This is a genomic window from Olleya aquimaris (genome assembly GCF_003259525.1).
In the GTDB taxonomy this organism is placed as follows: domain Bacteria; phylum Bacteroidota; class Bacteroidia; order Flavobacteriales; family Flavobacteriaceae; genus Olleya; species Olleya aquimaris.
Genome location: NZ_QLLO01000007.1, coordinates 67,422 through 94,421 on the forward strand (window position 1 = coordinate 67,422; position 27,000 = coordinate 94,421).

A 27,000-nucleotide genomic window follows, 5' to 3' on the forward strand; every position below is an offset into this window, starting at 1 on the left:
CTAAATACTAATGATTAAAAAATGGGCCATTCTAAGCCTACTGTTGTGCAGTTATTTTTCTTTTGCACAAGAGTATGTTCCTAAAAATGATGGTGTAAAAACAAACACGTCTAATTACACCGCTTTTACTAACGCAAAAATTTATGTCACGCCAAATCAAATTATAGATAATGGAACTTTACTAATTAAAGATGGTAAAGTTGTGTCTAGCGGAAGCGCAGTATCTATTCCGAAAAACGCTGTTATCATTGATGTCTCTGGTAAAACTATCTATCCGTCTTTTATAGATATTTATACCGATTTTGGTATTAAAAAACCAAGTACACCATCAGGTAATAGTCGTTCTCCACAATATGATGCTAGTCGCGAAGGCTACTATTGGAATGACCATATTAGACCAGACCAAAATGCAGTAGACCATTTTGAGTTTGATAGTAAAAAAGCAGAAGAATTACGTAAAGCAGGATTTGGTGTCGTGACCTCACACATCGACGATGGTATTATACAAGGTACAGGAATGCTAGTAACTTTAGCTCCAGAAGGAAGCGATGCAACACGATTGTTAGACGAAAAAGTTGGGCAATTTTCTGGGACCTCAAAAAGCAAAACCTCTAGACAAGCCTATCCAACCTCATTAATGGGTACTATGGCTTTATTAAGACAAGTTAACCATGATGCAGAATGGTATGCAAAAGGAAATATTAAAGAAAAAGATCGTGCTTTAGAAGCTTACCTTGCTAATAAAAACGTAGTTCAGTTTTTTGATGCTGGTAAAAAAGTAAATGCTTTACGATTTGACAAAATTGGTGACCAGTTTGGTATCCAGTACGTTTTTGTTGGTGGTGGTGATGAATATGAATTAATTAATGATATTAAGGCTACCAACGCAACATTTATCTTACCTCTAGATTTTCCTGATGCTTATGACATGGAAGACCCTTTACTTGCGCAATCTGTAAGTCTTGAAGATTTAAGAGCTTGGAACCAAAGTCCATCAAACCCTAAGGTTTTTGCTGATAATAATATTCCGTTTGCATTAACGACACATCAATTAAAAGGTGCTAAAGAGTTAATGCCAAACCTGCTAAAAGCAATTGAATATGGTTTGGATAAAACAAAAGCTTTAGAAGCTTTAACAATAGTTCCTGCTAGCATCATTGGGAAATCTTCCGAATTAGGTCATCTTAAATCTGGTGCTCACGCTAATTTTTTAATAACCTCAGGAGATATTTTTGATAAAGAAACCACCATTTATCAAAATTGGATTACAGGTGTTAAAGATGAAATAAAACCAATGCACACCAAAGACATACGTGGTCATTATACATTTAATCTGGATAACACCAATTACAACTTAGAGATTTCTGGTGATGAGGATAAATTAAAATCTAAAGTTAAAACAGAAGACAAAGAATATGGCTCTAAATTAAGCTATAAGGACGATTGGATGCAATTAACGTTTGCTACAGCAGACTCAACAAAACAAGAGTTTATAAGGGTAGTTTCAAATATAAAAGATTCCAACAATTTAAATGGTAAAGCCATTTATCCAAACGGAACAGAAGTTACTTTTTTTGCAACAAAGCAAATCAAAGAAGAAAAGGAGGATGTTAAAAAGAAAGACAAAAAAGAAGATGAAACTCCTAAAATATATCCTGTTACCTATCCCAATATGGCGTATGGTATGACTACTTTACCTCAACAAGAAACTTTGTTGTTTAAAAACGTTACCGTTTGGACCAATGAAAAAGAAGGTATATTAGAAAATACAGATGTCTTAATTAAAAATGGTAAAATAGCCAAAATAGGCACTAATCTGACTGATGGAAATGCTAAAGTAATTGATGGAAAAGGAAAACACTTAACCTCTGGAATTATTGATGAGCATTCACATATTGCTACAGAAAGCGTAAATGAAGCTGGTCACAACAGTACAGCAGAAGTAACCATTGAAGATGTTTTAGATGCCGAAGATGTAGACATCTATCGCAATCTTGCTGGTGGTGTAACTAGTATTCAAATATTACATGGATCTGCTAACCCAATTGGAGGACGATCGGCAATTATCAAACTAAAATGGGGAGAAAAAGCTGAAAATTTAGTGTATAATAACAGTCCAAAATTCATCAAATTTGCTTTAGGTGAAAACGTGAAACAAAGTAATTGGGGAGACAATGCTAGAACCCGTTTTCCTCAAACAAGAATGGGAGTTGAGCAAGTCTTTACAGACTATTTCCAACGTGCTAAAGAATATGATGCATTAAAGAAAAGCGGAAAGCCTTACCGTAAAGACTTAGAGCTAGAAGTGATTGCTGAAATATTAAATAAAGAACGTTTTGTATCCTGCCACTCTTACGTGCAAAGCGAAATTAATATGTTAATGAAGGTTGCAGAGAAATACAACTTTAATATTAACACATTTACCCATATTTTAGAAGGCTACAAAGTAGCAGATAAAATGGTACAACATGGTGTTGGAGGGTCGACTTTCTCAGACTGGTGGGCTTATAAATATGAAGTTAATGATGCTATTCCGTTTAACGCTCCAATTATGCATAATGCTGGTGTGTTAGTCGCAATTAATAGTGATGACGCAGAGATGTCAAGACGATTAAACCAAGAAGCAGCAAAAAGTGTTAAATATGGAGACATCAGTGAGGAAGATGCTTGGAAGTTTGTCACCCTAAATCCTGCAAAATTATTGCATATAGATGACAGAGTAGGTAGTATAAAAGTTGGAAAAGATGCAGATGTTGTTTTATGGTCAGACCATCCATTATCTATTTATGCTAAAGCAGAAAAAACAATCATTGAAGGAAAAGTGTATTTTGATTTAGAACGTGATGCACAGTTAAGAGAAGCGATTAAAAAAGAAAAAAACGAGTTAACTATGTTGATGCTTCAAGCTAAAAACAAAGGATTAAAAACGAAGCCAATCGAGAAAAAAGAAAAAGAACTTTTACACTGCGATTCTATTGATCACCAATTTTAGTAATTAGTAATTAGTACAAAGTACTTTTAAATAAAAAATAAAATGTTACACTGAGCCTGTCGAAGTGTTTTAATTATAAGAATCATGAAAAAACTATATATATTACTCCTTGCACTTTGCTTTGCTAACTTTAGTTATGCACAGCAAACTCCTGCAGATAAACAATCACAAGCCATATCTATAGAAGGTGCTACTGCACATTTAGGTAACGGAGAGGTTATTGAAAACGCCTTAATTATGTTTGAAAATGGTAAACTAACATTTGTTGGTAGTGCCAATGCAAAAATTGCTAGAAAAGGTACAGTCATCGATGCTAAAGGAAAGCATGTGTATCCTGGTTTTATTGCACCAAATTCTACATTAGGATTAGTAGAAGTAGATGCAGTAAGAGCTAGTGATGACGATGATGAAGTTGGTACAATGAATCCGCATGTAAGAAGTATTATTGCTTACAACACCGAGTCTAAAGTTGTAGAGTCTATGCGACCAAACGGAGTTTTAATGGCGCAAATCACACCACGTGGTGGACGTATTTCTGGAACTTCAAGTATTGTGCAATTAGATGCATGGAACTGGGAAGATGCAGTTATCAAACAAGATGATGGTATACATTTAAATTGGCCAAGAACATATTCTAGAGGTCGTTGGTGGTTAGGAGAACCTAATGTTTTAAAAGAAAACAAGGATTATGCAAAAGAAGTTGAAGAATTAAATCACTTTTTTGCACAGAGCAAAGCTTATCTTGCTAGTAACAAATCCCCTAAAAACTTACCTTTTGAAGCTTTACAAGGATTAACGGAAGGTTCAAAAAAATTATTTATCCACGTTGATAATGAAAAAGGAATTACCGATGCAATCAATTTTGCTAACACACAAAACATTAAAAATATAGTAATTGTAGGTGGTTACGAAGCTAATAATGTTTCTGATTTACTAAAACAACATAATATACCTGTGTTACTACAACGTGTACACTCTAGACCAAATGGAGATGATCATGATTATGATTTACCATATAAATTAGCGACACAATTAGTAAACTCTGGTGTTTTAGTAGGATTAGAAAACGCTGGTGACATGGAACGTATGAACACTAGAAACTTACCTTTTCTAGCAGGAACAACAGTTGCCTATGGGTTATCCAAAGAACAAGCTTTAAGTTTAATTACATTAAATACAGCAAAAATTTTAGGAATAGATAATACTGTAGGCTCTTTAGAAGTTGGTAAAGACGCAACTTTGTTTATTAGTGAAGGTGATGCTTTAGATATGCGAACTAATAAATTAAGTAAAGCCTATATTCAAGGTCGTGATATTAGTCTAGAGACACATCAAACAGAGTTATATAAACGCTATTCTGCAAAATATAAGCAGTAATATAAATGAATTGAGATGAAATTGTTATTCACTTTAAGTCTAACTTTAATAAGTTATATTGGGTTTTCTCAAGAAGTCATAATTGAAGATAATCAACCAAACACTATTGATTTATCTATAAATTATCAAGGCTTTGAAGACATTTACAATAAACTTAGAGCTATAAGTGAACATATTAATGAAACAACTACCATTATTAAACGTTTTGATGAAATTAGACAGGGTCAATTAATAATCAATACAGAAAACCTAGGACGCTCTTTTGAAGGACTAAAAATGGATGCAAGACCTAGTTTGGATGTCGAGTTACAACGCATCATGTTTACTGGTAATTTTTTTAATACTCAACAACGCACACCTTTGATTGTAAATCATGAATAAGGTCTAAATTTTAATCGTTAATAATTTATGTCAGTCTGAGCGCAGTCGAAGACCTATAAACACCCTAATTTTTAATGTACTTTTATTATGTCTATATTCTAAAATGTTCTGACAACTCCTATTATACAGGAATTACAAATAATTTAGATCAAAGAATAAAAGAACACCAATTTGGAAAACATACAAATTGTTACACTTTTAAACGAAGACCCTTAAAACTAGAATTTTATCAAGAATTTAATAATGTATTGCAAGCTATATATTTTGAAAAGAAAATAAAAGGTTGGACTAGAGCAAAAAAATTAGCTTTAATTACAAATGATGCTGATATGCTTCAAATTTTATCTGAATGCAGAAATGCTACTCATTTTAAATATGAAGGAATCTAGTACTGTATTACACTTCGACTGCGCTCAGTGTGACATCCAAGTTTACATGTATATTTATAAATTACATTAAAACGAATTATTTAACAAAATTACCCTTTTCAGGTTTTTCAAATAAAGAAGCATCTGGAGCTTTTGTTGAGATTTTTACATCAGTAAACACATTTGGTGCTTTTGGTGTGGTTGGTTTATCATCTTTGTACCCATAACCTGTAATAGATTTAGGGACTAATAATCCATTTATTGTTTGCCAATCATTATAGCGTCTAAAATGAAACTCGGTAGTATCAATTCCTGGCACAAAGTTAACCGTATAACCTAACCATTCCATGACATATGTGTTAGGATTATAAAATAATAAATATTGGTCTTCTGGTGTTTCTCCCACTCCGTTTTGGTAAGTTATTTTAATTCCAGGATAGGTAACTCCTTCAAAAACCAAAGGTTCTGTTTCTGAGTAATTAATTCCGTCATCAGACAATATAAAAGGCATAGCATAAAAATAAAACATCAAATTATATCCATATTTAGGGTCGTAACCTTTATAGGCTTGTTCTGTTTTATTAAGTAGCCAAACTTGCTTACCATCAAAACCAATACTATAATTTGGTGCGTCTATTAATGCTTTTCTGTTTAAAAGATTGGTTAGTGTGACCTCTTTACCTTCTGGTTTTTGTTGTGTGTATTCTAAAGATTTCATGGACTTCCATAAATCTATTCCACCATGTGCATCAAACACTTTTGTTAAATGTTCTGGATAAATTGATGTGGTAACATCTAAGGTTTCTTTTGAATAATCTGTAACAGTTGTTGTTTCTGATTTTGGTTCATTTTTACATGACATTACTAGTAGCACGAGTAATAATGGGAAAGCTAATGGTTTCATTTATATGTTGATTTTTTTAATTATAAATCTATGTCGAATTTAATTACTCTTCTTTACAAAAAAAGCTTCAGTAATTACACTGAAGCTTTTTATTTTTAAGAGACACTTCGGTTGCGCTCAGAATGATAAAAAAATAACATGGTCTATATGCTTATTTCACAATGAGTTTTTGAATATGCTCTGTATTGCTGTTTTTAAGTTTTACAAAATACAATCCGCTTTCTAAGTTGCTAACATTAAAAGTATTTGAGGTCTCAGAATTAACTTGAGCAGATAGTACTTGTTTACCCTGAATGTCTATCACTGTCAAGGCGAAGCTTCCGCGTAAAGCGTTATTAAAACGAATAGTAACCTCTGAACTTGCTGGATTTGGATATACATTAAATGCATTAAAACTAAACTCGTCAACAGATAACTGAGGAGTTACAAAAGTGGTATTAAATGTATTTGTAACTACTGCAGCATTGAAATCGAAATAGATTTCGGCAGTATTAGGGATTACAGTTCCAACAGTATAACCAGCTACAGGTTTAATTTTATAAACCACATATCCATGACTTCCACGCTCATCTTGTATTTCTGCTGGAAGGTAGATATTATCAAATGTCCAAGTTAATTGGTTGTCTAATCTGTGCATGACCACATCGTGACTGGCATCCAACATTTGGATAGTGGTGTTGTCTAATAAAGCATCTAAAGTGTTTTCTATTCTAATATTTACCGCTTCTGCTGTTCCTAAATTTTGAAATCTAATGGTGTAATACAAATACTCATCGGTTGTTATAAAATCGTCATAAACTACGTCAGGACCGTAAGATTCTGTAATATCATTAGGATCATAAGAACCCACGACTTCTTGGGTTACAGAAGCTGAATTATTTTCTGCAACAATATCATTGGTTGTGGTGATATAGGACACACTATTGGTTAACATAGTTCCTAAAGCTACAGAAGCTGGAACAGTCAAATCTGCATACATTGTTATAGATTGACCAGGTTGTAAGTTTACAAAATCGTAAATAAATCCTGTAGCAGTTAGTGTGATGGTTCCTGTTGCTGGAGGATTCCAAACATCATCAAAAATTACCGCAGGATCATGCATAAACTCGACACTTCCAGAAGTTACTGTTGTAGCACCTAGGTTTTCTATAACCACATTGTTCCAGTATAAAAACCCTGGTACTGGAGAGATAGAAGGCACTAAATAGACTGCAACGTCTTCGCATTGCGCTATTTCTACAATAGGTATATCGACCACAGTAGTATTACCAGTTGTAGCACTAATATTTTCGAATAATGCTGTTGGTATGCTATAACAGGTTTCGTATCCGGAATTGATAGTAAAGGTGATATCGTAGCTATTAGTTTCGTCATTATTAAAAATGGTGAAGCTTCCAGTTGTAGAGTTAACGGTATTGATAATGGTATCGTCATTGACTTCGTAAGTGAAAAAACCATTAGTAAAAGGGGTGTCATTTCCATTAAAAACACCATCGTTATTGGCATCTAAAAAGGCATTTACCTGAATAAAACTTACTATTGAGGCACAAAACACATCCACATCTAAAGATGTATAATTGTTACTACTACAACTAATAGAGACATCTGAATCTACAGTGAATGATATTGAATCTCCAGTTGATGTAAAGGTTAAACCTGAAATATCTCCAGCATTACCATAAGGTGTACTTGCATTTAGATTTGTTGTTCCATCAGAATCATACACAATAAGTTCGTCAAAATTATTTTCTACTTGTCCTGCATTAAAAACTATAGTTAAAGGTAAACCATCACTACTAGTATATGTAAACAAAGTAGTATCATTATTGTCATAACAATACGTCATGTTTGCAGGTTGATTTGTAGAACAATCTACTATAAAGTTAGTTTGTGGTAGTGTGGTAAAACTGTCTAAACATACCCAATCACTAAACCCATCTGCAGCACAATCCGAACGTACACAGACTTCATAATCTGTATTATAATTTAAGCCTGTTACAACAACTGGTATTGTATTGGTTACAATTCCGCCACCAACAGGCTCTCCTGTCCCAACTGGTTGCACAACATATTCCCAAGCGGTTTCAGTGCCATTTGCTGTCCAAGAAATATCTGCAGTAGATTCTGTAATATTAGTAACCGTAATATTACTTGGCACTACACAAAAAGACCCACAAGTTTGTACGCGTAATAAGTCTATTGCAAGATCACCTTCAAAACTGTTTCCTGTTGCACCATAGCTAATTTCTATGTAAATAATTTGACCTAAATAAGCATCTAAATTAACTCCAATAGGTAACCAGTCTTCTGTTTCAGATGCTTGATACTCTCCAGCCCAAGTAAATAGTGTTGTAAATGGACCTGTAGCATCATTAGAGATTCCAACGTTTAGAGTTCCTATTTCTGCACCATAAGCATGCATATAAAATGATAATTCTGCAGACGTTAATGCATTAGTTAAATCTATTGCTGGACTAATTGCCGATGCTATTGCAGAAGAGTTTCCGCTAGCTTCATATTCTAGATGAGAATTTCCACTAAACGAGGCAAATGGTCCAGTATTTTGCGAGTTTGCATTACCAACAGTCACATCCCATTCGCCATTAGAACCCGTAAATGCTGTTCCTGTCCAACCGCTTGGTGTATCTGTTTCAAAATCTTCAGTAAAAATATATGTAGCTGGTTCAGAACCACAATTAACTCCAACTGGTGGATTAGGAATTGTTCTAGTTGTAAAGCTTTCTTCAGTACATCCAACTGCGTCTCCATTTGCATTGTATGGCACTATTGTAACGTAGTATGTTGTACTAGTTATTAAAGTTGCAGGTGTGTAAGTTAATACGTTTCCAACATCTAATGCGTTAAGCACATCTGTACCACCAGAAGTAGTCCCAATAGATAGTTTGTAACCAACTACAACACCAGTTGCAGAATTCCAAGTTATTGAGGTGTTTTCATTAACATTAACTGCAGCGTTTAATGGTGAACTTAATGTTGTACAACTAGGTACTGAAGACGTATTGACACAAAACACATCAAAATCCCATGGGCTACTGGTACAGCCAATAATAGATCCATCGGATGAAACTCCAATAGTAATAGTACTTCCAGTTGACACATAAGTTAACCCAGTTAAATCACCATTATTTCCATAAGGAGTTTGGCTATTTAAATCTGTAACTCCATCAGAATCTAAAATAATAACTTCATCATAACTATTTTCTGTTAATCCTGAGTTAAATACAACCTGTAAAGGTGAGCCATCACTACTTTCAAAAGTAAATTGTGTGGTATCGTTATTTTCATAACAGAAGGTTGTGTTTACAGATGTTCCGCAAGTTACTTGAGTAGGCGTTACAGAGCAATCGTCTACAATTAAATCAAAACTAGTTATAGAATAACAATCTGTATGATTAGGTCTAACTCTTACGTAAATGGTCTCAGTTTGTAAAGCAGGATAAGTCGTGGAATTAGGTATAGAATTGACATTGTTATCTGCATCTGCTTGAGTTAAGAAAAATGATATTTCATAAGCAAAATTTGCTGGTGCATTTTGTACAATATTAGAGGTATGACCTATCAATGAAACTGCATCATTTAAACACGCAGTTAAAGGGTTTGGTGTACTTAAAACTGGAATATCATAGCTAATTACTTCTATAGTATTTGTGCTTTGGCAACCTGTGTTTGGATCATAAATATCAACTGTATAAGTACCACCAATATTGGTGGTTATAGTAGCAGTATTTTCGCCTGTACTCCATTGATACACATAATTAGGATTAAGATTAGGGTTAAGCACGATGGATTCTCCGTCGCAAATCGCATTATCCACACCAAAATTGGCTACGGTAGATTGGTTGACATATAAATTAAAACTAGTCGTTGCAGTATTACCTGTTGTTAAATCCATAACTGCAGCATAAATAGTTTGTGGATTTGTAGTATTGGTATAAGGACTTGATAATGGATTAACAACCGAAATAGCTTCCTGCTGCGAGGTATGATAAGTTACCTGAAACGAATTTGGGTCTTGACTACCAAGAATGGTATTATCTTGAACCGTTAAATCCCAATCGTAAAAACCATCTAAATTATCATCACAAACTTCTAAATCTGAAGGTTGATTGGCTGTAACTTGTCCAAATGCGGTTATTGAAATTAAAAAAGAGGCAAACAAAAACAGTAATTGTCTAGTCATAAAAGTGAGGGTTAGATTAATGTAATTAAAACAAGTCAATCTAGATTATTCCTACTTTTCAAATAAAAAATTAAGGAATAATTAAATTGAAAAAGTAGAGACTGCAAGAATTAACTTAAATTTGTTTCAGTTTAAATATATGAATTTTAGTTATACTAATGAGTATTAAACAGATAAGCAGCACTCAAAACCCGTTAATTAAGCATCTTGTTTTATTAAAAGATAAATCTAGAGAACGAAAAAAAACAGGAACTTTTATCATTGAAGGCGAACGTGAGCTTCAACTAGCTATTAAAGGACACTATAGCATTGAAACCATTTTATTTTATCCAGAAATTTATGATGAAAAAAAGCTAAATCAATTTTCTGATGACTTGGACATCATTGAAATCTCTAAAGATGTGTATCAAAAATTAGCACATCGTGATACTACTGAAGGGATTATAGCTGTCGCAAAAAGCAAATCAAATGCTATTGAAAACTTAAATTTCAACACTAAAACACCTTTAGTACTTATTGCCGAAGCACCAGAAAAACCAGGAAATATTGGCGCCATTTTACGCACTGCAGATGCAGCAAATGTGGATGCTGTTATTATAGCAAATCCTAAAACAGATTTATACAATCCAAACATTATACGCTCTAGTGTTGGCTGTGTATTTACTAACCAAATTGCTACAGGGACCACCACAGAGATTATCACCTTTTTAAACCAAAATAATATTGCAATATACAGTGCTATTTTGCAAGATGCTGTTAATTATCACGAGCAAGATTACACACAAGCATCTGCAATAGTAGTTGGTACCGAAGCAGATGGTTTAAGCCAAGAATGGCGAGACGCGTCCAATCAAAACATTAAAATCCCTATGCAAGGAGCAATAGATTCTATGAACGTATCTGTTGCAGCAGGTATCCTAATTTTTGAAGCTAAACGTCAGCGTAATTTTAAATAATTTTATGACTCCTACTACTCTATTTTACATTATCATAGCTATAATAGTTATTAATTTTATTATTGATACTATTTTAAATGCGCTTAACGCGAAACATTTTAATGATGTTTTACCTGCAGAATTAGAAGATGTTTATGATACAGAAGAATACAAAAAATCGCAACGTTACAAAGCCACAAACTATACATTTGGTTTGCTTACTTCTGGGTTTTCTTTGGTATTGACCTTAGCGTTTTTCTATTTAGATGGTTTTGCATTTGTGGATCAATTAGCACGACAATTTAGCGATAATTCTATAGTAATTTCCTTAGTGTTTTTTGGAATTATTATGTTAGGTAGTGATCTATTAACCACACCATTTGCATATTACAAAACCTTTGTTATAGAAGAGCAATTTGGGTTTAACAAAACCACAACAACCACTTTTATTTTAGACAAAATAAAAGGTTGGATTATGATGATTATAGTTGGAGGAGCCATATTAGCTGCATTAGCCTGGTTTTACCAACAAACAGGTGAGCAGTTTTGGTTGTATGCTTGGTTACTAATTACTGTGTTTACTGTTTTTGTTAACCTGTTTTACTCCAAATTAATTGTACCCATTTTTAATAAACAAAGTCCTTTAGAGGAAGGTGATTTGCGGACATCAATTTCTGATTATGCTAAATCCGTAGGTTTTAATTTGGACAAAATATTTGTTATAGATGGCTCCAAACGCAGTACAAAAGCTAACGCCTATTTTTCTGGATTTGGAAGCGAAAAACGCGTCACACTTTACGACACACTAATTAACGATTTAGACAACGACGAAATCGTAGCAGTACTTGCACACGAGGTTGGACATTACAAGAAAAAACACATTATATTTAACTTAATAGCATCTGTAATACTTACTGGATTTACCTTATTTATTTTGTCGTTATTGATTGGTAACCCTATACTAAGTCAAGCATTGGGTATTCCTCAACCTAGTTTTCATATTGGATTGATAGCTTTTGGTATTTTATATTCGCCAATATCAGAAATAACAGGATTAATTATGAATTGGTTTTCGCGTAAGTTTGAATATCAAGCAGATAATTATGCCAAAACCACCTTTAAAGCAGAGCCTTTAATAACCTCTTTAAAAAAGCTATCTAAAAATAGCTTAAGTAACTTAACACCACATCCTGCATATGTTTTTATGCATTATTCGCATCCTACTTTATTAGAAAGAATAACCAATTTAAAGGGGTAAACTTTGTCCCTAAAAATTATTATTTAGAATTATTATAAATAATTTGGAAAATCCAAAACACTGAGATATTTTTGCCCAAAATTAACTATTTATATTAAGTCTAAATAAAAATAAATGAAAAATCTATTACTATTATTAACTGTTTTTGTACTCTCATTACCAGCTATTGCTCAAAATGCAACAATTGAAGGAACTATTTTAGATTATAGCCAATCACCATTATTTGGTGTAAATGTGCTTATAAAAAACACAACAAAAGGAACAACATCTAATTATGATGGTAACTTTAAAATTAACAATGTAACTAATGGCGATTATATAATTTCAATGTCTTACTTAGGTTTTAAAACCAAAGAAATTAACGTTACTGTAATAAATAATGAAAATGTCTCTTTAGGATTCATTACCATGTATGAAGGAAATGAAATACTAAATGAAGTTGTTTTAGACATTAACAGAAAAAACAAATTTTCTAGAAAGCAAAGTGCTTATGTTTCTAAATTACCATTAAAAAACATAGACAACTCACAAGTTTATAACACAATTACAAACCAATTATTAATTTCACAGTCTGTAAATACTTTTGAAGACGCTTTAAAAAATGCAGCTGGTATTACAAAATTATGGTCATCTACTGGACGTAGTGGTGATGGTGCAGGGTATTATTCTAGTCGTGGGTTTGCAGTACAACCACAATTGGTAAATGGTGTTGCTGGTATTACTAATGGTTTTATTAACCCATCAAATGTTGAGCGTATAGAGGTTATTAAAGGACCTGCTGGAACATTATTTGGAAGTTCTGTTTCTTCATATGGAGGATTGATTAATATTATTACTAAAAAACCATACAATAAAACTGGTGGAGAAATAACTGTATCTGGAGGATCTTTTGATTTTGCTAAGTTAAATGCAGATGTTAATGTTAGCCCAAGTGATAAACTATCATTTCGTTTAAATACAGGATTTCAACAAGAACATAGTTTTCAAGATGCTGGATTTAAAAAATCTGTATTTATAGCACCTTCAATTTCTTATAAGTTAAATAACAACTTAACTTTTAACTTTTCATATGAAGCCTCAGATAACGAACAAACCAATGAGACCTTCCTATTTCTAAACAGATATGCGCCTTTAGCATTTAACTCTATTGACGAGTTAAATTACAATACAGACTTATCATTTACTAATGATGACGTTAGTATTAAAAATATCACACAAAATTATCGTGGTGAAATCGCTTGGAAAATATCAGACCAATGGTCTTCTCAAACATTAATTTCTGGTGGACTGGCAAAGTCTTTAGGGTATTACACATATTTATGGAATGGATCTGATGCATTATTTAACTTATATGCACAAGATACAGATGCTAGAACCATAACTAGAAATTTACAACAAAACTTTACTGGTACTTTTAAAGTTGGTAACATCCAAAATAAGTTATTAATTGGAGCAGATTATTTAGATTCTAACATCATTGATAACAGCTCAAATTGGGGTTATTTACACACCATTAATATTGCTGGAGATTTAGTGTATGGTGAGCCAGAAATTAACGAAGAAAATTTAAGCACAGCTTTATCGGGTCTTGGTTTTTTAGACAGTGATGTACGTCAAAACATATTAGGTTTTTATATATCTGATGTAGCTACTATTTTACCTAGTCTATCTGTAATGGCAAGTTTAAGGTATGATAGATTTGATTATCAAGGTGACAGACAAACAGATACTGATGATGACACTGAATATACAGAGTCTACATTTTCGCCAAAGTTTGGTATTGTTTATCAACCTATCATTGATCAGTTATCAATATTTGCTAACTACCAAAATGGATTTTCTTATGTAAACCCTCAATACATTACAAATTATGATACTGGTGAAGTTACACTACAATCATATGATGTAGAACAAGCAAACCAATTTGAAGTTGGTATAAAAACAAACTTGTTTAATAATAAGCTAGAAACTACTTTAAGTTATTACAACATAAACGTAGACAACAAATACTATTGGGCTACTCAAACTCAAGATGTAGCTATTAATAGTCAAGGTATAGAATTAGAAGTAAACGCAAATCCAATTGATGGCTTAAACATCCATACTGGTTTTAGCTATAATGATTCTGAAATTACAGATTCTCCTTCTGCTAGATTTTTAGAAGGAAATCGTTACGGAGAATCTGGAGCAGATATAACCTATAACTTCTGGGCAGACTACAAATTTTTTGAAAACTTTGGTGCTGGAGTAGGATTTAATGGTCAGTCAGAATATGATACTATGGTAGACTACAAATCAGTTACAGGTAGTTTTGATATTCCAGCTTACACAATATTTAATGCGTCTTTATACTATGAAACTAATACGTTTAGAGCTAGTATAAAAGCAAACAATATTACAGATAAAACTTATTTCTCAGGATGGAGTACTGTTACTCCGCAGAGACCAAGAACACTTCTTGGAAGCGTTACATTTAAATTTTAAGTTCAATTAGTCTAATTATAAAGGGCAACTGTAACAAGTTGTCCTTTTGATATTTAAAAAAATATGACCTTTAAAAAATTCATTTTTCAATTACATAAAATTTTAGGTTTAGCAACAGGTTTAGTTGTGTTTATTGTAGCTATAACAGGTTGTTGTTGGGCTTTCAAAGAAGAAATTGAGAGCCTTTACAACGACTATAAAAAGGTAGAACCACAAGACAAACCAATTTTAACACCTACACAAGCCAAAGATTTTGCTAAAGCTGTATTACCAAATCACCACATACATGGTACCTTATTTAAAAAAGCTGATGATGCTATTGAGGTTATTTTTTATGATGCAGAACCAGAATTTTATCAGAGTGTTTTTTTAAACCCTTACTCTGGTGAAGTTATACAAGTAGATGACCATATGTCTGGATTTTTTGCTTTTATACTTAAAGGACATATGCGTTTATGGTTACCAAAAGCCATAGGTGAACAAGTTGTAGCTGCTTCAATTTTAATTTTTATTTTAATTATTATTTCAGGTTTTATTTTATGGATTCCAAAAAAGCGTAAAAACTTAAAACAACGTTTAAAATTTGACTGGAAAAAAACAACTAGATGGAAACGTAAAAACTTTGATTTACATACTGTTATTGGGTTTTACATATGCTTTTTTGCTTTAATTTTAGCTTTTACTGGATCTGTAATATCATACAATTGGCTAAAATATGTTGTGTATGTCTCTGCTGGAGGTGATAAAGTACCTGCTTTTATTATTCCTAAAAATAATAGTGAAACCACTAAAAACGATAGTATTAAGCCAATGGATTACTTGATTGTAAAACTAATGAAAGAATCTCCTGATGCTGAAAGTTTTGAATTACACTATCCAACTAATGATGAAGAAAGTATTTATGTGGAAGTCTCTAATAGTAAAGGCTTGTATTATGATTCTGATTATAGATTTTTTGATCAAAATACTTTAGAAGAAATAGAGACTCCTGCCATATACGGAAAATACAAAGACGCAAAATTTGCTGACAAAATACTGCGTATGAATTATGATATTCATATTGGAGCAATAGGTGGTATAGCAGGAAAAATTCTTGCTTTCTTGATTAGTTTACTTACTGCAACTTTACCTGTAACTGGAGTTTTATTGTGGTATGGAAGAAATTACAAAAAAAATAAATCAAAGGTCTAAATTTTAATACTCCTCTTCCAAAGCTCTTTGTAAATTGTAATGCTTAAAGTTAAATCCTGTGTCTTCAATTTTTTTAGAGCTAACACGCTGACTTTCAAATAACAAAATATACATCTCGCCTAAGATTAACTTCATAGCAAATTTTGGAATGTTAGGTAAAAATAAAGGGCGGTTTAATTGTTTTGCGATTGCTTTTGTAAGTTGCTGATTAGTTTTTGGGTTTGGTGCTACTCCGTTATACACACCTTCTAATTTATTTTCTAAAACATGCAAAAATAGATTGGCCAAATCGGTAAGATGTATCCAAGATTGCCACTGCTTACCAGAACCAAATGCTGCACCTGCACCAAATTTAATTGGCTTTGCCATTTCTGGAAGTGCACCTCCTTTGGCTGATAGTACTAATCCTATCCTAACTTTAGCGACTTTTAACTCTAATGCTTTAAAAACATCAACCGCTTGTTCCCACTGCTCCACCACTTGTCCTAAAAAGGACGTGCTTACTTCTGTGTGATCTTCAGCATAATAATTAGTAAAAGAGCTTGGATATATACCAATTGCACTAGCAGACACTAGGTGTTTGACTTGATGCGAGGTGTTTTGAAGGGTATTAAATAATAGCTGAGACGTTTGGGTACGACTGAGTAGGATTTCTTTTTTATAGCTTTCTGTCCAACGTTTAGAAATACTTGCTCCAACTAAATGGATGATAGCTTCTACTCCGTTAAGGCAATCTGTATCTATTTCGTTTTTTGAAGGATTCCAATAAAAACCTGTGTAGTTTTGGTCTTTAGACAACTTAGATTTACTGGTGGTTAAGTAATTTACTGCAATTCCATTGGCGTGACATTGCTTAACAATCTCGCTTCCAATTAACCCTGTTGCACCTGTAATTAGTATTCGCATTAGTTTTTATATAAAAATACGCAATAGTAGAGATTGTAGGTGTGGATTTAAGTTAGGTTTAACACTAAATATTAAAGTTTTGCAACAATATTAATAAGCTTTAAATACAACTAATTACTATTAACTTTTTAATATCACTTTTCACTTTTTACTACTCACTCTTTAACAGCACGTAAAATGTGTCGTTTGCTTGGTGGACCAGGCAATCTGCTAACTTTAAAACCTACACTTTGCATAGCACGTCTAGCATTGCCTTGAGCACAATAGGTCACTAAAACGCCTTGTGTTTTTAATGCAGCATACATAATTTTAAAAATTTTGGCTGTCCATAATTCTGGTTGTGCATCTGGACCAAATGCATCAAAATAAATCACATCATATTGATTAGTAATTTTAAAATTAAAGATGTCCTCTTGACGTTTTTCTAAACTAAATTGTTTAGTTAGTTGATGTTTTTCTTGCCATGATACGTCATGAATTTTATTAAAAATGTCTGTTTTGTGATTTGCCAATAACTGTTCTGGGTAGTTTAATTTTTTGATAATATTTAAAGGTACAGGATTGGTTTCTACACCTAAGTAATCAATGTTTATTGGCAAAGATTCGGTTTTAAGAAGTGTATTAAAGGCATTAAGTCCAGTACCAAAGCCAACTTCTAAAACAGAACAGGATTGTTTTATCTCTTGCCTAATTTCTGAAGACAAAACATATAACAACCCTGTGTTTATGTAAACAAAATCTGACTCTTCTATTGCTCCAAAAACCGAATGATAATGTGTTTGGTACTTTGGATGCAATAAGGTTGTAGACCCGTCTTTTGTAATTTCTATTTTAAGCTTCACTATTTAGTTTCAACTAATAGCACACCATCTGCTTCAAAAGAAAAGGTACGTTTAGGTTCTGTGATTTTTTCTACCTCCTCTTTAGTAGCACCTTTATCTTCTGCATAATGACGTTGCTCGTCAACCGGAACTTCTTTAACATAAGCTAATCCGTTAACAATCACTTCTTGCCCAGCAATATCCTTTGGCATAAAAAAACCATAGTCTTTAAACTTAACCATAACCTCATTACCATCGCCTAAATCTGCTGTCATCCAACATCCTTTGGCTTGACAAACTTCTTTAACTTTCAGGGTTACTTTGGCAGGAATACTATCGCCAACATTCATGTCTTTGTAGTGATTAAACATAGATGCAGATGCAATTGCATCATTGGGTTGAATCTCTTTTCCAAACGATTTGTAATCCACCTCAACAGTTTCTTTAACCATATCGTCTTTTACAGAATCGTCTTGTTTAGTTTCATTTTTACAAGCCATTACTGACACCAATAATGCTATAAGAATTAAATAATTTTTCATCTTATTTTTTATTAAATTATGAATTTCAAAGATAGTATTTTAAGGCGAATACAATACTTTCTAATTTATAATTCTGTATTTTTGTTAGCGAAATTTAACCACATTATATGGCAACTCTAACCAAAAACGAAATTAAAATTACTACATGTGAAACCTCTAAAATCAACTCTATCGATTTTAGTAATCTAGCATTTGGACAGGTGTTTTCTGACCATATGTTAACCTGCGATTTTAAAGATGGTAAATGGCAATCTCCAGAAATTGTTCCTTACGGACCATTAACCCTGGAACCTTCTGCTAAGATTTTTCATTATGGACAATCTATTTTTGAAGGTATGAAAGCCTATAAAGATGCAAATGACAACGTCTTTTTATTTAGACCAATGGACAATATCAAACGTTTAAATATTTCTGCAAAACGTTTAGCAATTCCAGAATTACCAGAAGCATATTTTATGGAAGGACTAAAAGCGCTTTTAGATTTGGATAAGGATTGGATTCCTACTGCAGAAGGTAGCTCGTTATACATTAGACCATTTATATTTGCTTCAGGTGAAGGATTTCACGCTTCTCCTGCTAATGCATATAAATTTATTATAGCAACTGCTCCTTCTGGCGCTTATTTTTCTGGAAAAGTCAAAGTACTTATAGAAGAAAAATACTCGCGTAGTGCTAATGGTGGTGTTGGTTTTGCTAAAGCTGGTGGTAACTATGCTGGACAATTTTATCCAACACAATTAGCTAAAGACAAAGGGTACCAACAAGTAATATGGACCGATGATACATCACATGAATATATTGAAGAAGCTGGAGCAATGAATGTATTTGTTCGTATTAACGATACCTTATTAACATCTCCTGTAAGCGATCGTATTTTAGACGGAATTACAAGAAAAAGTATTTTAGAACTAGCGGAAGCTGAAGGCATTAAAACTGAAGTAAGAAAAGTAAAGGTTTCTGAATTGGTTGAAGCTGCAAAAAATGGTAGCTTAAAAGAAATGTTTGGAGCAGGAACTGCAGCAGTCATATCACCAATCTCTGGATTTGGATTTAGAGGTGAAGATTTTGAAATCCCAGAACAGGATAACTCTTTTGGTTTGCAATTAAAAGAACGTATTGTAGCAATACAGACTAATAAAACTGAAGATCCTTATGGATGGCGAATGAAAGTATAGTTAGCAGTAGTCAGTCTTCAGTAAACAGTAATATTCATAACTTAAAAAAAGCAACTTTTGTTGCTTTTTTTAAGTTATATAAACAAATTAACGAATCCACAAATTACCTTTTTAAAATCGCCTCAATATTAGGTTTAAAATAATTTGGTCCTTTTAGTACTTTTCCATCCTCTCTGTAAATAGGTTCTCCATCGTCTCCTAATTTACTCATGTTACTGCGTTGTATTTCTTCAAAGACTTCTTCAATTTTATCTTGCATACCGTGTTCTATAATAGTACCACACAAAATATAAAGCATGTCGCCTAAAGCATCTGCAACTTCTACTAAGTCATTGTTTTTTGCTGCTTCTAAATACTCTTCATTTTCTTCACGCATCAGCTCGTAACGCAACAGGTTTTTTTCTAATCCTAAATCGGCTTTTGGTGTTTCTCTGTGTCCTATTTTAAAAGCAGTATGAAACGCTTTAACTGCGTCTATTTTATCTTGCATATAATTATTATTTATTCCTTGATGTTAGTGACTAGTTTTATTAATTTTGCTTAAAAATAAATTATGTTTAGTAAAGGACAAATGGTTTTTGGAGTTTTATTCGCAATCGCATTTATTTTAGTGCTGATTAGAATGTATCGCAAAGATTTAAACTTACATAAAATCCATTACAAAGGTGTCCTTTGGATACTACTTGCCTTTATTGGTTTTATTGGGATGATAGTTGCTATTAAAGTACTATTTAAATAAAATAAAAAAAGCCTTAATCAAAATTAGATTAAGGCTTTTTTATTTCGTACTTCGACTACGCTCAGTATAAACTCGCTGTTATAATCTTAATTATCTTCAGGTAAAAAGCTATAGTTTTTACTGTAGTCTAGCATTTGTCCATCAAATGTCTCTGGTTGCGTCACTTTGATTGCTGTAATTTCGCCATCATCATTTGTTTCAGCAACTAAAACAGGATTAACAAATCCGCTATAAGGTGCAGACGTAAATTGCTTGTTACGCTCTAAAACTTCTGCATGTATATCTTGATCTACTTTAACACCATACCCTTCTACTAAAGCCTCTACTGCTTTAAAATCGCCTTCAGATTTAATACGTTGAGTTTCGCGTAACAACTCGCCAAACAACTCGTGTAACTTATCATAATCGTTAATATTAAAATAGGTTTTTCCGTCTCGTGTAACTTTTTCAATAACATTGTTTGCTTTTCCTTTTTCAAAAGCCCAAGCACTTACCCATTGTCTGTTACGCATGTGTGCTTCTTCTACATCGTCTCCTAAATTTAATCTAATTAATTGAGTCATTAATCCGTTACGTATGTAACCATCATAAGCTGCCATTCCTATTTTTTTCCAATCGTCAACCAATCCTAATTCTTGTAATTTAGGGTTATATAAATAGTAAAGACCTACTAAATCTGCACGACCTTCTTCTAAAGTAGATGCATAATTTTTAAGTGTTTCTTTGGTTTCGCCAACCCCTGGATTTAATTGTCCAGATGCGTGACCAATAACTTCGTGTAAAGCAGTGTGTAATTTATCTGCTTGTTGTCCGTATTTTTCTTCTAATTCATACTCTTCTTCATCATGGACAAATTCTTTTAAACGACCAGTACTTCCTGCATTGTTGTAGGCGTGTATGATGTTTCCTAAAGATACCGACTTACTTCCAACTGCAGCACGAATCCAGTTAGCGTTAGGTAAATTAACACCAATTGGAGTGCTTGGTGAAGCGTCTCCAGCTTCTCCAGCAACGTTTACTACTTTATAGGTAACTCCTACAACGTTTTTCTTTTTATGCTCGTCCATTAAAGGTGAATTATCTTCAAACCACTGAGCGTTTTCAGATAATACAGCCATTTTTTGCGACATATCAAAATCGTTGATTTGCACAATATTCTCATAAGACCCTCTGTAACCTAATGGGTCGTTATACACTTCTATAAAACTATTAATATAATCTACATTACCTTCGGTAGCAGCTGTCCAAGCCACATTGTAATCGTCCCATGTTTGTAAATCACCTGTTTTATAATACTCGATTAACAATCCTAAGGCGTCTCCTTGTGCTTTATTTTCGGCAACACCTTTTGCTAATTCTAACCATTTTACAATCTCGTCAATAGCAGAACCATATAATCCTCCAGATTTATATACGCGCTCTTTTAACACACCATTCTCTTTAACTAACTGCGAGTTTAAACCAAACGATAAAGGTTTGTCTGGATTTGGTGATTTCATTTTAGAATAAAACGCTTCTACATCTTCATTAGTCACATTTGGACCATAAAAGTTAACTGCAGACAAGGCAACATTATCCACACCTTTTGCTTGATTAACTTTTTTACTATCTACATCGTTAAAAATAACATCAAAAGCTTCTCCAGCTAATGTTGTGTTAGTTGCAGACATAATTTCTTTTAAATATTCTTGAGAAAACTCAGGTTTTAGCTTGTCGTTAGAATAGTGATGATGGATACCATTACTAAACCAAACACGCTTTAAGTAAGTAGTAAATGCCTTCCAATTATCCGTATTTTTATCACCTTCGTAATTAGAGTAAATATTTTCTAAAGCTTTTCTAATTTTTAGATTGTGTCTGTAATTTTGGTCCCACATAATGTCACGACCTGCTAAACCTGCTTCTGTTAAATAGTAGACAAGTTTTTGTTCTTTTAAAGTTAAATTATCCCATCCTGGAATTTGATATCGTAAAATTTTAATATCCGCAAACTGCTCGACATTAAAGTCAAAGTCTGCTTCGGTTTTTTTATTGTCTTCATTGGTTGACTTATCGGTTTTATCATTACCGCAAGACAAAAATAGAGTTGCAATTAAAGCAACACTTAATAAGTGTTTTATTCTCATAATTAGTTATTTTATTAAAGTCAATAAATATAAGAATTTAACATATTATAATTTGATTATCTTTGAAATAACTAACTTTTTAATTTTATAAAAATGAAATATTTAAAATATATCTTATTTCTATTACTTATAGTCATAATCGCTACTGCAATTTATATTGCTGTACAGCCTAATAGCTACACTGTAACAAGAAGCAAAACCATACAAGCACCTGCTAGTCTGGTATATAATGAAGTTATTGATTTTAAAAATTGGGAAGATTGGAATGCTTGGGTTGAAGAAAAGCCAGAAATGATTTTAACTTTTCCTGAAAAAACTAGTGGTGTTGAGGGATCATATTCTTGGACTGATGATGGTGAAACAGGTACAATGAAAACCATTGCTGCTAATCCAAACACCTCTATTACCCAAGAAATGCAATTTGGAGAATTTCCAAAATCTGATGTTATGTGGGAATTTACACCCAATGAAGATGGTAGTACAGAAGTAAAATGGACCATATCTGGTAAAGATTTACCATTTGGGTTTAAAGCTTACGCAGCTTTTTCTGGTGGAATGGAAAAACAAATTGGACCTTATTACGAGCGTAGTTTAGAACTTTTAGACAGAAAAGTTGTTGAAAGCATGAAACAATTTAATATAAAAGTAGATGGTATTACAGAATATGGAGGTGGTTTTTACATGTATAAAACCACAGCAGCAACAGGTACAAATATTAGCGAAATAATGGGTAGGCAATATGGCGAAATAATGAGTTATATGGCAAAAAATAATATAGTACAAACTGGAATGCCTTTTACTATTTATAACGAAATGAATCCTGAAACTGGTAATATAATTATGAGTCAAGCTATACCTGTGATGAATAAAATTTCTGTCGAAAATGATAGTGAAGTCCTTTGTGGATATATCCCAAAAACTAAAGCTTTAAAAACAACATTAAAAGGTAATTACACTAATTTACCTAAAGCTTGGGAAGCTGCAAATAAATATTTAGCTGAAAATAATCTAGAGCAATCAGAGTTACATCCATTTGAAATATATACTAATGATCCAGGAAATGTTCCAAATCCTTCTAATTGGATTACAGAAATATATATACCAATACAATAAATGAAGCAACTTCTTTTAGTTTTTGTAGGTGGTGGGTTTGGAAGTGTCCTTAGATATATCATAGGTAAATCTTTAAATAGCTCTCAAAATGGTATTCCTTACGGAACGTTTTTAGCCAACGTATTAGGAAGTTTATTAATAGGTATTATTCTTGGTTTAGCCTTAAAAAACAATACGCTTTCAACTAATCAAACATTGTTATTAGCAACTGGATTTTGTGGTGGATTCACCACGTTTTCTACGTTTGCTTATGAAAATCATGTGTTTTTAAAAACAGGAGATTTTACCAGCTTTGCCCTATATACCATTGCTAGTTTTATAGTAGGTTTTTCAGCAGTATTTTTAGGATTGTGGGTAGCTAAGCAATTTTAATGTTTATCGTACTTTTTAACACCTGCTTCAATGTTAACATATAATCTATTTTCATCTGGTACTATTGGACAAGAATACTTTTTATTATAAGCACAATAAGGGTTGTAAGCTTTATTAAAATCTATAACCATTTGATTGTTTTCTGGTAACTTAACCTCAACATAACGACCTCCTTTATAACTTTCTTCACCATTAGTATTATCCATAAAAGGTAAAAACAAAGCTTCTTCTTCACCTAATTGCTCAACCATTTCTAGGTTTTGATAGACATTTAGCTTTAATTCTTTTCCTTTTAATGTAAACGTCACTTCACCATATTTGACATAATCAACTAATCGGTCTGTGGTGGTTTTCATTTTAAAAGAAACCTCATCTGGTGTTCTTTTAAACGAAGCAGTAAGAACGTAAGTACTATCAAACTTAAAAAAATCTAAGCCTCTAAAGTCTTTGCGATCTTGATCTGTTAATGGAGATTTTGCTGCGTCTTTAAAATTTGCATTCATTTCGCGTTGATGCTCAGTCTCGCCTAACAATGGTAATTTATCTTGTGCACAACTTAGTGTAGTGATGGTTAAAAAGAAAATAATTAGAACTCTCATGTTAGATTGTTTGTATTAATAAAATCAAAAATTTCAACTCAAAAATACAACTTATTAAAAATTTGATTAGCTTTGAGTATATAAAATCGTAAAAAATGAATGTAGTCATTACCAATACTAAGCAATATACCACGTGTACAGATACAGGTTGGTCGTCTTATATTTTGTGATGATGTAATTATCAATTAATACAATATAAAAAGTCCAACTTCTACGTTGGACTTTTTTAATTTGGTACAACTTCAAATTAATTATCCAACTCAATTAGAAATTAGACTATGTAAAAAAACAAACCACTAAAACCAATCCAACCAATGAAAACGTTATTAAAAAGATACTTAAGTAATTATAAAGGCATTGCCAAAGAAATCTGGTTTTTATCTTTTGTTACTTTTATTAATCGTGCAGGAGCAATGGTTATTCCGTTCTTGTCATTATATCTTACTGATGTTAAAAGCTTTACTTTACCAGAGGTTGGTTGGATAATGACCAGTTATGGATTTGGATCTTTAGTAGGTAACTTTATTGGTGGAAAATTAACGGATATTATTGGTTATTATAAAACTATTGTTCTTAGCTTGTTTGCTGGTGGATTGGGTTTTATAGGTATCCAGTTTTTAGACAGTTTTAATGCATTGTGTTTAGGTGTTTTCTTTTTGATGCTTGCTGTAGATACTTACAGACCAGCAATATTTGTAGCAACAGACGTTTACAGCATCAATAATAACGTGACAAGAAATATTGGACTTATAAGATTAGCTATTAATTTAGGGTTTTCAATTGGACCTGTTATTGGCGGAATTTTAATTGCTAAAGCCAATTATGCTTCCATTTTTTGGGTGGATGGTATTACTTGTATTCTTGCTGCAACCTCATTAATTGTTTTACTTAAACCTAAAAAAGGAAAGAAAAAAGAAGAAAAAGTTACTGTTGTTAAAGAAGGTGTTTCACCATATAAAAATCCTGCCTTTTTATTGTTCTTTTTTATCATGGTAGTTAATGCTATAGCTTTTGTACAGTATTTTTCTAGTGTTCCTGTATTTTATAAACAACATCATTTTTTAAACGAAGACACCATTGGTTGGCTATTGTTTTTAAATGGAGTTATGATTGTTTTCTTGGAAATGCCTTTAATTGTTTTTCTAGAAAAATTACAAATCACTAAAGTCACAGCTACTATTTTGGGTATTGTTTTTCTAGCCTTTAGTTTTATTATTTTAAACTATTCTGATTGGTTTGGAATTTTAATTATTGGAATGATTTTAATGACTTTAGGCGAAATGATTGGGTCGCCATTTGCAAATGCTTTAGCGCTTGATATGGCACCAATAGGAAGAAAAGGAAGTTATATGGGTTTGTATAGTATGAGTTTTTCCATCTCGCACATCATTGGTCATAATGCTATTATGAATACTATTGACCAATTTGGATTTAAAACAACCTGGTTTTGGCTTTTTGTAGCTTTAATTGTTGTAGCTGCAATCACTTTGTATTTACCAAAAATGATGAAATCTTTAAAAACAGAAGTGAAATGAATTTAAATCAAGTTACCATATCCTCAAAAAATTTAGACAAATCTGTCGCTTTTTATAAGCTTCTAGGACTAAAACTTATAGTTGATGCCTTACCACGTTATGCACGATTAGAGTGTCCTGATGGTGAAGCAACATTTTCTATTCATTTAAATGAAGACATGCAACCCAACCAAAATACAACCGTCTATTTTGAAGATGAAGACTTAGATCATTTAGTTTTAAAACTTAAACAAAAAGGGGTTAATTTTCTTTCAGAACCTAAAGACCAACCATGGTTATGGCGTGAAGCCCATTTACAAGATCCTGACGGAAACGCCATAATACTTTTTAAAGCTGGACAACATAGAAAGTCGCCACCTTGGGTTATTTCTTAACCTCAACAATTCTTGCATTAAACATAAACCAGTCTTGAAAAGCTTTTATCTTAGAATTAAAGGTTTCAGAGAAAATAACAAACTGTGCTTTTGGCGCGCTTTCGCTTAATCTTAAAATATAATTATGGTAGTTGTTTCTGGTAATAAAATCGGCATCATGTATAATAAACAACTTTAGTTCTCCAGAATGCACACTATTTAAATGGTACAGTTTGCTTAATCGTTTTGGTGTAGCAATTAAAATATCAACTCCGTAATAAATTTCTTCACGTTGTTTTTCTAAATCGCTTTCCTCGTAAGCACAATAAATACGTAAATCGGTATTTTTAGTGAATACCTCAAAGCGTTCTTTTAACTCTAAAGTAGTTTGCTTGTCTTGTGCAATAATTAGTGCTCTAGGCGAATCTTCAAACGCAGCAGCATCTAATTTTTGAATGGTGCTAATTATCATTGCTGTAGTCTTACCACAACCTTTTGGGCCAATTGCATACACATCACTTCCTCCTTTTATTAAAGGCATCACTTGTTTTTGAAACGCATTTGTGGTAGCAAAACCTACATTTTCAATTGATTCTTTTAATAATGGATGGTATTTTTTGAAAGACAT

Annotated in this window: 23 protein-coding genes; 14 read left to right on the forward strand and 9 right to left on the reverse strand. The window is 32.6% G+C overall.

Features of this window, described 5'->3' with window-relative positions; all coding sequences use genetic code 11:
- Positions 1–10 precede the first annotated feature (10 nt).
- From LY08_RS10450 to LY08_RS10465, 4 genes are all read left to right on the forward strand, one after another.
- On the forward strand, positions 11–2,992 hold the full coding sequence (locus LY08_RS10450) for an amidohydrolase family protein (RefSeq protein WP_111660394.1): 2,982 nt from the start codon (positions 11–13) through the stop codon (positions 2,990–2,992).
- 84 nt (positions 2,993–3,076) lie between these two features.
- Positions 3,077–4,369, forward strand: coding sequence for an amidohydrolase family protein (locus LY08_RS10455; RefSeq protein ID WP_111660395.1), 1,293 nt, complete (start codon positions 3,077–3,079; stop codon positions 4,367–4,369).
- 15 nt (positions 4,370–4,384) lie between these two features.
- On the forward strand, positions 4,385–4,750 hold the full coding sequence (locus LY08_RS10460) for a hypothetical protein (protein WP_111660396.1): 366 nt from the start codon (positions 4,385–4,387) through the stop codon (positions 4,748–4,750).
- A gap of 74 nt (positions 4,751–4,824) precedes the next feature.
- Positions 4,825–5,139 carry a GIY-YIG nuclease family protein gene (locus LY08_RS10465; protein ID WP_111660397.1) on the forward strand — a complete coding sequence of 105 codons (315 nt, stop codon included), beginning with the start codon at positions 4,825–4,827 and terminating at the stop codon, positions 5,137–5,139.
- Between the two features lie 76 nt (positions 5,140–5,215).
- On the opposite strand, the gene LY08_RS10470 is transcribed toward LY08_RS10465, so the two are convergent.
- Positions 5,216–6,022, reverse strand: coding sequence for a DUF6503 family protein (locus LY08_RS10470; RefSeq protein WP_111660398.1), 807 nt, complete (start codon positions 6,020–6,022; stop codon positions 5,216–5,218).
- A gap of 151 nt (positions 6,023–6,173) precedes the next feature.
- Positions 6,174–10,223 (reverse strand): DUF7619 domain-containing protein, encoded by a 4,050-nt coding sequence (locus tag LY08_RS10475; protein WP_111660399.1) that lies wholly within the window; start codon positions 10,221–10,223, stop codon positions 6,174–6,176.
- 158 nt (positions 10,224–10,381) lie between these two features.
- On the opposite strand from LY08_RS10475, the gene LY08_RS10480 reads away from it, so the two are divergent.
- The 4 genes from LY08_RS10480 (at position 10,382) to LY08_RS10495 (ending at position 16,091) form a co-directional block, all read left to right on the forward strand.
- Positions 10,382–11,179: a TrmH family RNA methyltransferase gene (locus tag LY08_RS10480; RefSeq protein ID WP_111660400.1), complete on the forward strand. Its 798-nt coding sequence runs from the start codon at positions 10,382–10,384 to the stop codon at positions 11,177–11,179.
- 4 nt (positions 11,180–11,183) lie between these two features.
- Positions 11,184–12,416: a M48 family metallopeptidase gene (locus tag LY08_RS10485; RefSeq protein WP_111660401.1), complete on the forward strand. Its 1,233-nt coding sequence runs from the start codon at positions 11,184–11,186 to the stop codon at positions 12,414–12,416.
- 114 nt (positions 12,417–12,530) lie between these two features.
- A complete protein-coding gene (locus LY08_RS10490; protein ID WP_111660402.1) occupies positions 12,531–14,900 on the forward strand; it encodes a TonB-dependent receptor in 2,370 nt (789 codons plus the stop codon).
- Between the two features lie 63 nt (positions 14,901–14,963).
- Positions 14,964–16,091, forward strand: coding sequence for a PepSY-associated TM helix domain-containing protein (locus tag LY08_RS10495; RefSeq protein WP_111660403.1), 1,128 nt, complete (start codon positions 14,964–14,966; stop codon positions 16,089–16,091).
- A 3-nt stretch (positions 16,092–16,094) separates the two neighbouring features.
- On the opposite strand, the gene LY08_RS10500 is transcribed toward LY08_RS10495, so the two are convergent.
- The 3 genes from LY08_RS10500 to LY08_RS10510 all read right to left on the reverse strand — a co-directional run bounded on the left by LY08_RS10500 (position 16,095) and on the right by LY08_RS10510 (position 18,360).
- Positions 16,095–16,997, reverse strand: coding sequence for a TIGR01777 family oxidoreductase (locus tag LY08_RS10500; protein WP_111660404.1), 903 nt, complete (start codon positions 16,995–16,997; stop codon positions 16,095–16,097).
- Positions 16,998–17,152: 155 nt separating this feature from the next.
- Complete coding sequence (gene mnmD / locus LY08_RS10505) at positions 17,153–17,839, reverse strand: tRNA (5-methylaminomethyl-2-thiouridine)(34)-methyltransferase MnmD (RefSeq protein WP_111660405.1); 687 nt, start codon at positions 17,837–17,839, stop codon at positions 17,153–17,155.
- Positions 17,839–18,360, reverse strand: a complete 522-nt coding sequence (locus tag LY08_RS10510; protein WP_111660406.1) for a DUF4920 domain-containing protein — start codon at positions 18,358–18,360, stop codon at positions 17,839–17,841. Before LY08_RS10510 ends, mnmD begins: the two co-directional genes overlap by 1 nt.
- A 107-nt stretch (positions 18,361–18,467) precedes the next feature.
- On the opposite strand from LY08_RS10510, the gene LY08_RS10515 reads away from it, so the two are divergent.
- A complete protein-coding gene (locus LY08_RS10515) occupies positions 18,468–19,535 on the forward strand; it encodes a branched-chain amino acid aminotransferase (RefSeq protein WP_111660407.1) in 1,068 nt (355 codons plus the stop codon).
- A 103-nt stretch (positions 19,536–19,638) separates the two neighbouring features.
- Here LY08_RS10515 and LY08_RS10520 read toward each other — a convergent pair whose 3' ends face one another.
- On the reverse strand, positions 19,639–20,025 hold the full coding sequence (locus LY08_RS10520; protein WP_111660408.1) for a pyrophosphohydrolase domain-containing protein: 387 nt from the start codon (positions 20,023–20,025) through the stop codon (positions 19,639–19,641).
- Between the two features lie 63 nt (positions 20,026–20,088).
- Between LY08_RS10520 and LY08_RS10525 the strand changes: the two genes are divergently transcribed.
- Positions 20,089–20,274, forward strand: a complete 186-nt coding sequence (locus LY08_RS10525) for a hypothetical protein (RefSeq protein ID WP_111660409.1) — start codon at positions 20,089–20,091, stop codon at positions 20,272–20,274.
- Positions 20,275–20,360: 86 nt separating this feature from the next.
- Here LY08_RS10525 and LY08_RS10530 read toward each other — a convergent pair whose 3' ends face one another.
- Positions 20,361–22,400 carry a dipeptidyl-peptidase 3 family protein gene (locus tag LY08_RS10530; protein WP_111660410.1) on the reverse strand — a complete coding sequence of 680 codons (2,040 nt, stop codon included), beginning with the start codon at positions 22,398–22,400 and terminating at the stop codon, positions 20,361–20,363.
- 93 nt (positions 22,401–22,493) lie between these two features.
- Between LY08_RS10530 and LY08_RS10535 the strand changes: the two genes are divergently transcribed.
- Together LY08_RS10535 and crcB are read left to right on the forward strand one after the other, a co-directional pair.
- Positions 22,494–23,513, forward strand: coding sequence for an SRPBCC family protein (locus LY08_RS10535; protein WP_111660411.1), 1,020 nt, complete (start codon positions 22,494–22,496; stop codon positions 23,511–23,513).
- Positions 23,514–23,885 (forward strand): fluoride efflux transporter CrcB, encoded by a 372-nt coding sequence (crcB, locus tag LY08_RS10540; RefSeq protein WP_111660412.1) that lies wholly within the window; start codon positions 23,514–23,516, stop codon positions 23,883–23,885. It begins immediately after the preceding gene.
- Here crcB and LY08_RS10545 read toward each other — a convergent pair.
- Entirely contained in the window at positions 23,882–24,484 is a 603-nt protein-coding gene (locus tag LY08_RS10545; protein WP_111660413.1) for a DUF1684 domain-containing protein, read from the reverse strand. The genes crcB and LY08_RS10545 overlap by 4 nt on opposite strands.
- A gap of 314 nt (positions 24,485–24,798) precedes the next feature.
- Between LY08_RS10545 and LY08_RS10550 the strand changes: the two genes are divergently transcribed.
- Together LY08_RS10550 and LY08_RS10555 are read left to right on the forward strand one after the other, a co-directional pair.
- Positions 24,799–26,019 carry an MFS transporter gene (locus LY08_RS10550; RefSeq protein ID WP_111660414.1) on the forward strand — a complete coding sequence of 407 codons (1,221 nt, stop codon included), beginning with the start codon at positions 24,799–24,801 and terminating at the stop codon, positions 26,017–26,019.
- Entirely contained in the window at positions 26,016–26,393 is a 378-nt protein-coding gene (locus LY08_RS10555; RefSeq protein WP_111660415.1) for a VOC family protein, read from the forward strand. The genes LY08_RS10550 and LY08_RS10555 overlap by 4 nt, the downstream gene beginning before the upstream one ends.
- Here LY08_RS10555 and LY08_RS10560 read toward each other — a convergent pair.
- Positions 26,383–27,000: a DEAD/DEAH box helicase gene (locus LY08_RS10560; RefSeq protein WP_111660416.1), complete on the reverse strand. Its 618-nt coding sequence runs from the start codon at positions 26,998–27,000 to the stop codon at positions 26,383–26,385. The genes LY08_RS10555 and LY08_RS10560 overlap by 11 nt on opposite strands.

What these genes read in the sequence shown, in the direction of transcription:
- LY08_RS10450 (WP_111660394.1), top strand. Translation starts at nt 11, where the DNA reads ATGATTAAAAAATGGGCCATTCTAAGCCTACTGTTGTGCAGTTATTTT.
- LY08_RS10455 (WP_111660395.1), top strand. Translation starts at nt 3,077, where the DNA reads ATGAAAAAACTATATATATTACTCCTTGCACTTTGCTTTGCTAACTTT.
- LY08_RS10460 (WP_111660396.1), top strand. Translation starts at nt 4,385, where the DNA reads ATGAAATTGTTATTCACTTTAAGTCTAACTTTAATAAGTTATATTGGG.
- LY08_RS10465 (WP_111660397.1), top strand. Translation starts at nt 4,825, where the DNA reads ATGTACTTTTATTATGTCTATATTCTAAAATGTTCTGACAACTCCTAT.
- LY08_RS10470 (WP_111660398.1), bottom strand. Translation starts at nt 6,022, where the DNA reads ATGAAACCATTAGCTTTCCCATTATTACTCGTGCTACTAGTAATGTCA.
- LY08_RS10475 (WP_111660399.1), bottom strand. Translation starts at nt 10,223, where the DNA reads ATGACTAGACAATTACTGTTTTTGTTTGCCTCTTTTTTAATTTCAATA.
- LY08_RS10480 (WP_111660400.1), top strand. Translation starts at nt 10,382, where the DNA reads ATGAGTATTAAACAGATAAGCAGCACTCAAAACCCGTTAATTAAGCAT.
- LY08_RS10485 (WP_111660401.1), top strand. Translation starts at nt 11,184, where the DNA reads ATGACTCCTACTACTCTATTTTACATTATCATAGCTATAATAGTTATT.
- LY08_RS10490 (WP_111660402.1), top strand. Translation starts at nt 12,531, where the DNA reads ATGAAAAATCTATTACTATTATTAACTGTTTTTGTACTCTCATTACCA.
- LY08_RS10495 (WP_111660403.1), top strand. Translation starts at nt 14,964, where the DNA reads ATGACCTTTAAAAAATTCATTTTTCAATTACATAAAATTTTAGGTTTA.
- LY08_RS10500 (WP_111660404.1), bottom strand. Translation starts at nt 16,997, where the DNA reads ATGCGAATACTAATTACAGGTGCAACAGGGTTAATTGGAAGCGAGATT.
- LY08_RS10510 (WP_111660406.1), bottom strand. Translation starts at nt 18,360, where the DNA reads ATGAAAAATTATTTAATTCTTATAGCATTATTGGTGTCAGTAATGGCT.
- LY08_RS10515 (WP_111660407.1), top strand. Translation starts at nt 18,468, where the DNA reads ATGGCAACTCTAACCAAAAACGAAATTAAAATTACTACATGTGAAACC.
- LY08_RS10520 (WP_111660408.1), bottom strand. Translation starts at nt 20,025, where the DNA reads ATGCAAGATAAAATAGACGCAGTTAAAGCGTTTCATACTGCTTTTAAA.
- LY08_RS10525 (WP_111660409.1), top strand. Translation starts at nt 20,089, where the DNA reads ATGTTTAGTAAAGGACAAATGGTTTTTGGAGTTTTATTCGCAATCGCA.
- LY08_RS10530 (WP_111660410.1), bottom strand. Translation starts at nt 22,400, where the DNA reads ATGAGAATAAAACACTTATTAAGTGTTGCTTTAATTGCAACTCTATTT.
- LY08_RS10535 (WP_111660411.1), top strand. Translation starts at nt 22,494, where the DNA reads ATGAAATATTTAAAATATATCTTATTTCTATTACTTATAGTCATAATC.
- crcB (WP_111660412.1), top strand. Translation starts at nt 23,514, where the DNA reads ATGAAGCAACTTCTTTTAGTTTTTGTAGGTGGTGGGTTTGGAAGTGTC.
- LY08_RS10545 (WP_111660413.1), bottom strand. Translation starts at nt 24,484, where the DNA reads ATGAGAGTTCTAATTATTTTCTTTTTAACCATCACTACACTAAGTTGT.
- LY08_RS10550 (WP_111660414.1), top strand. Translation starts at nt 24,799, where the DNA reads ATGAAAACGTTATTAAAAAGATACTTAAGTAATTATAAAGGCATTGCC.
- LY08_RS10555 (WP_111660415.1), top strand. Translation starts at nt 26,016, where the DNA reads ATGAATTTAAATCAAGTTACCATATCCTCAAAAAATTTAGACAAATCT.
- LY08_RS10560 (WP_111660416.1), bottom strand. Translation starts at nt 27,000, where the DNA reads ATGTCTTTCAAAAAATACCATCCATTATTAAAAGAATCAATTGAAAAT.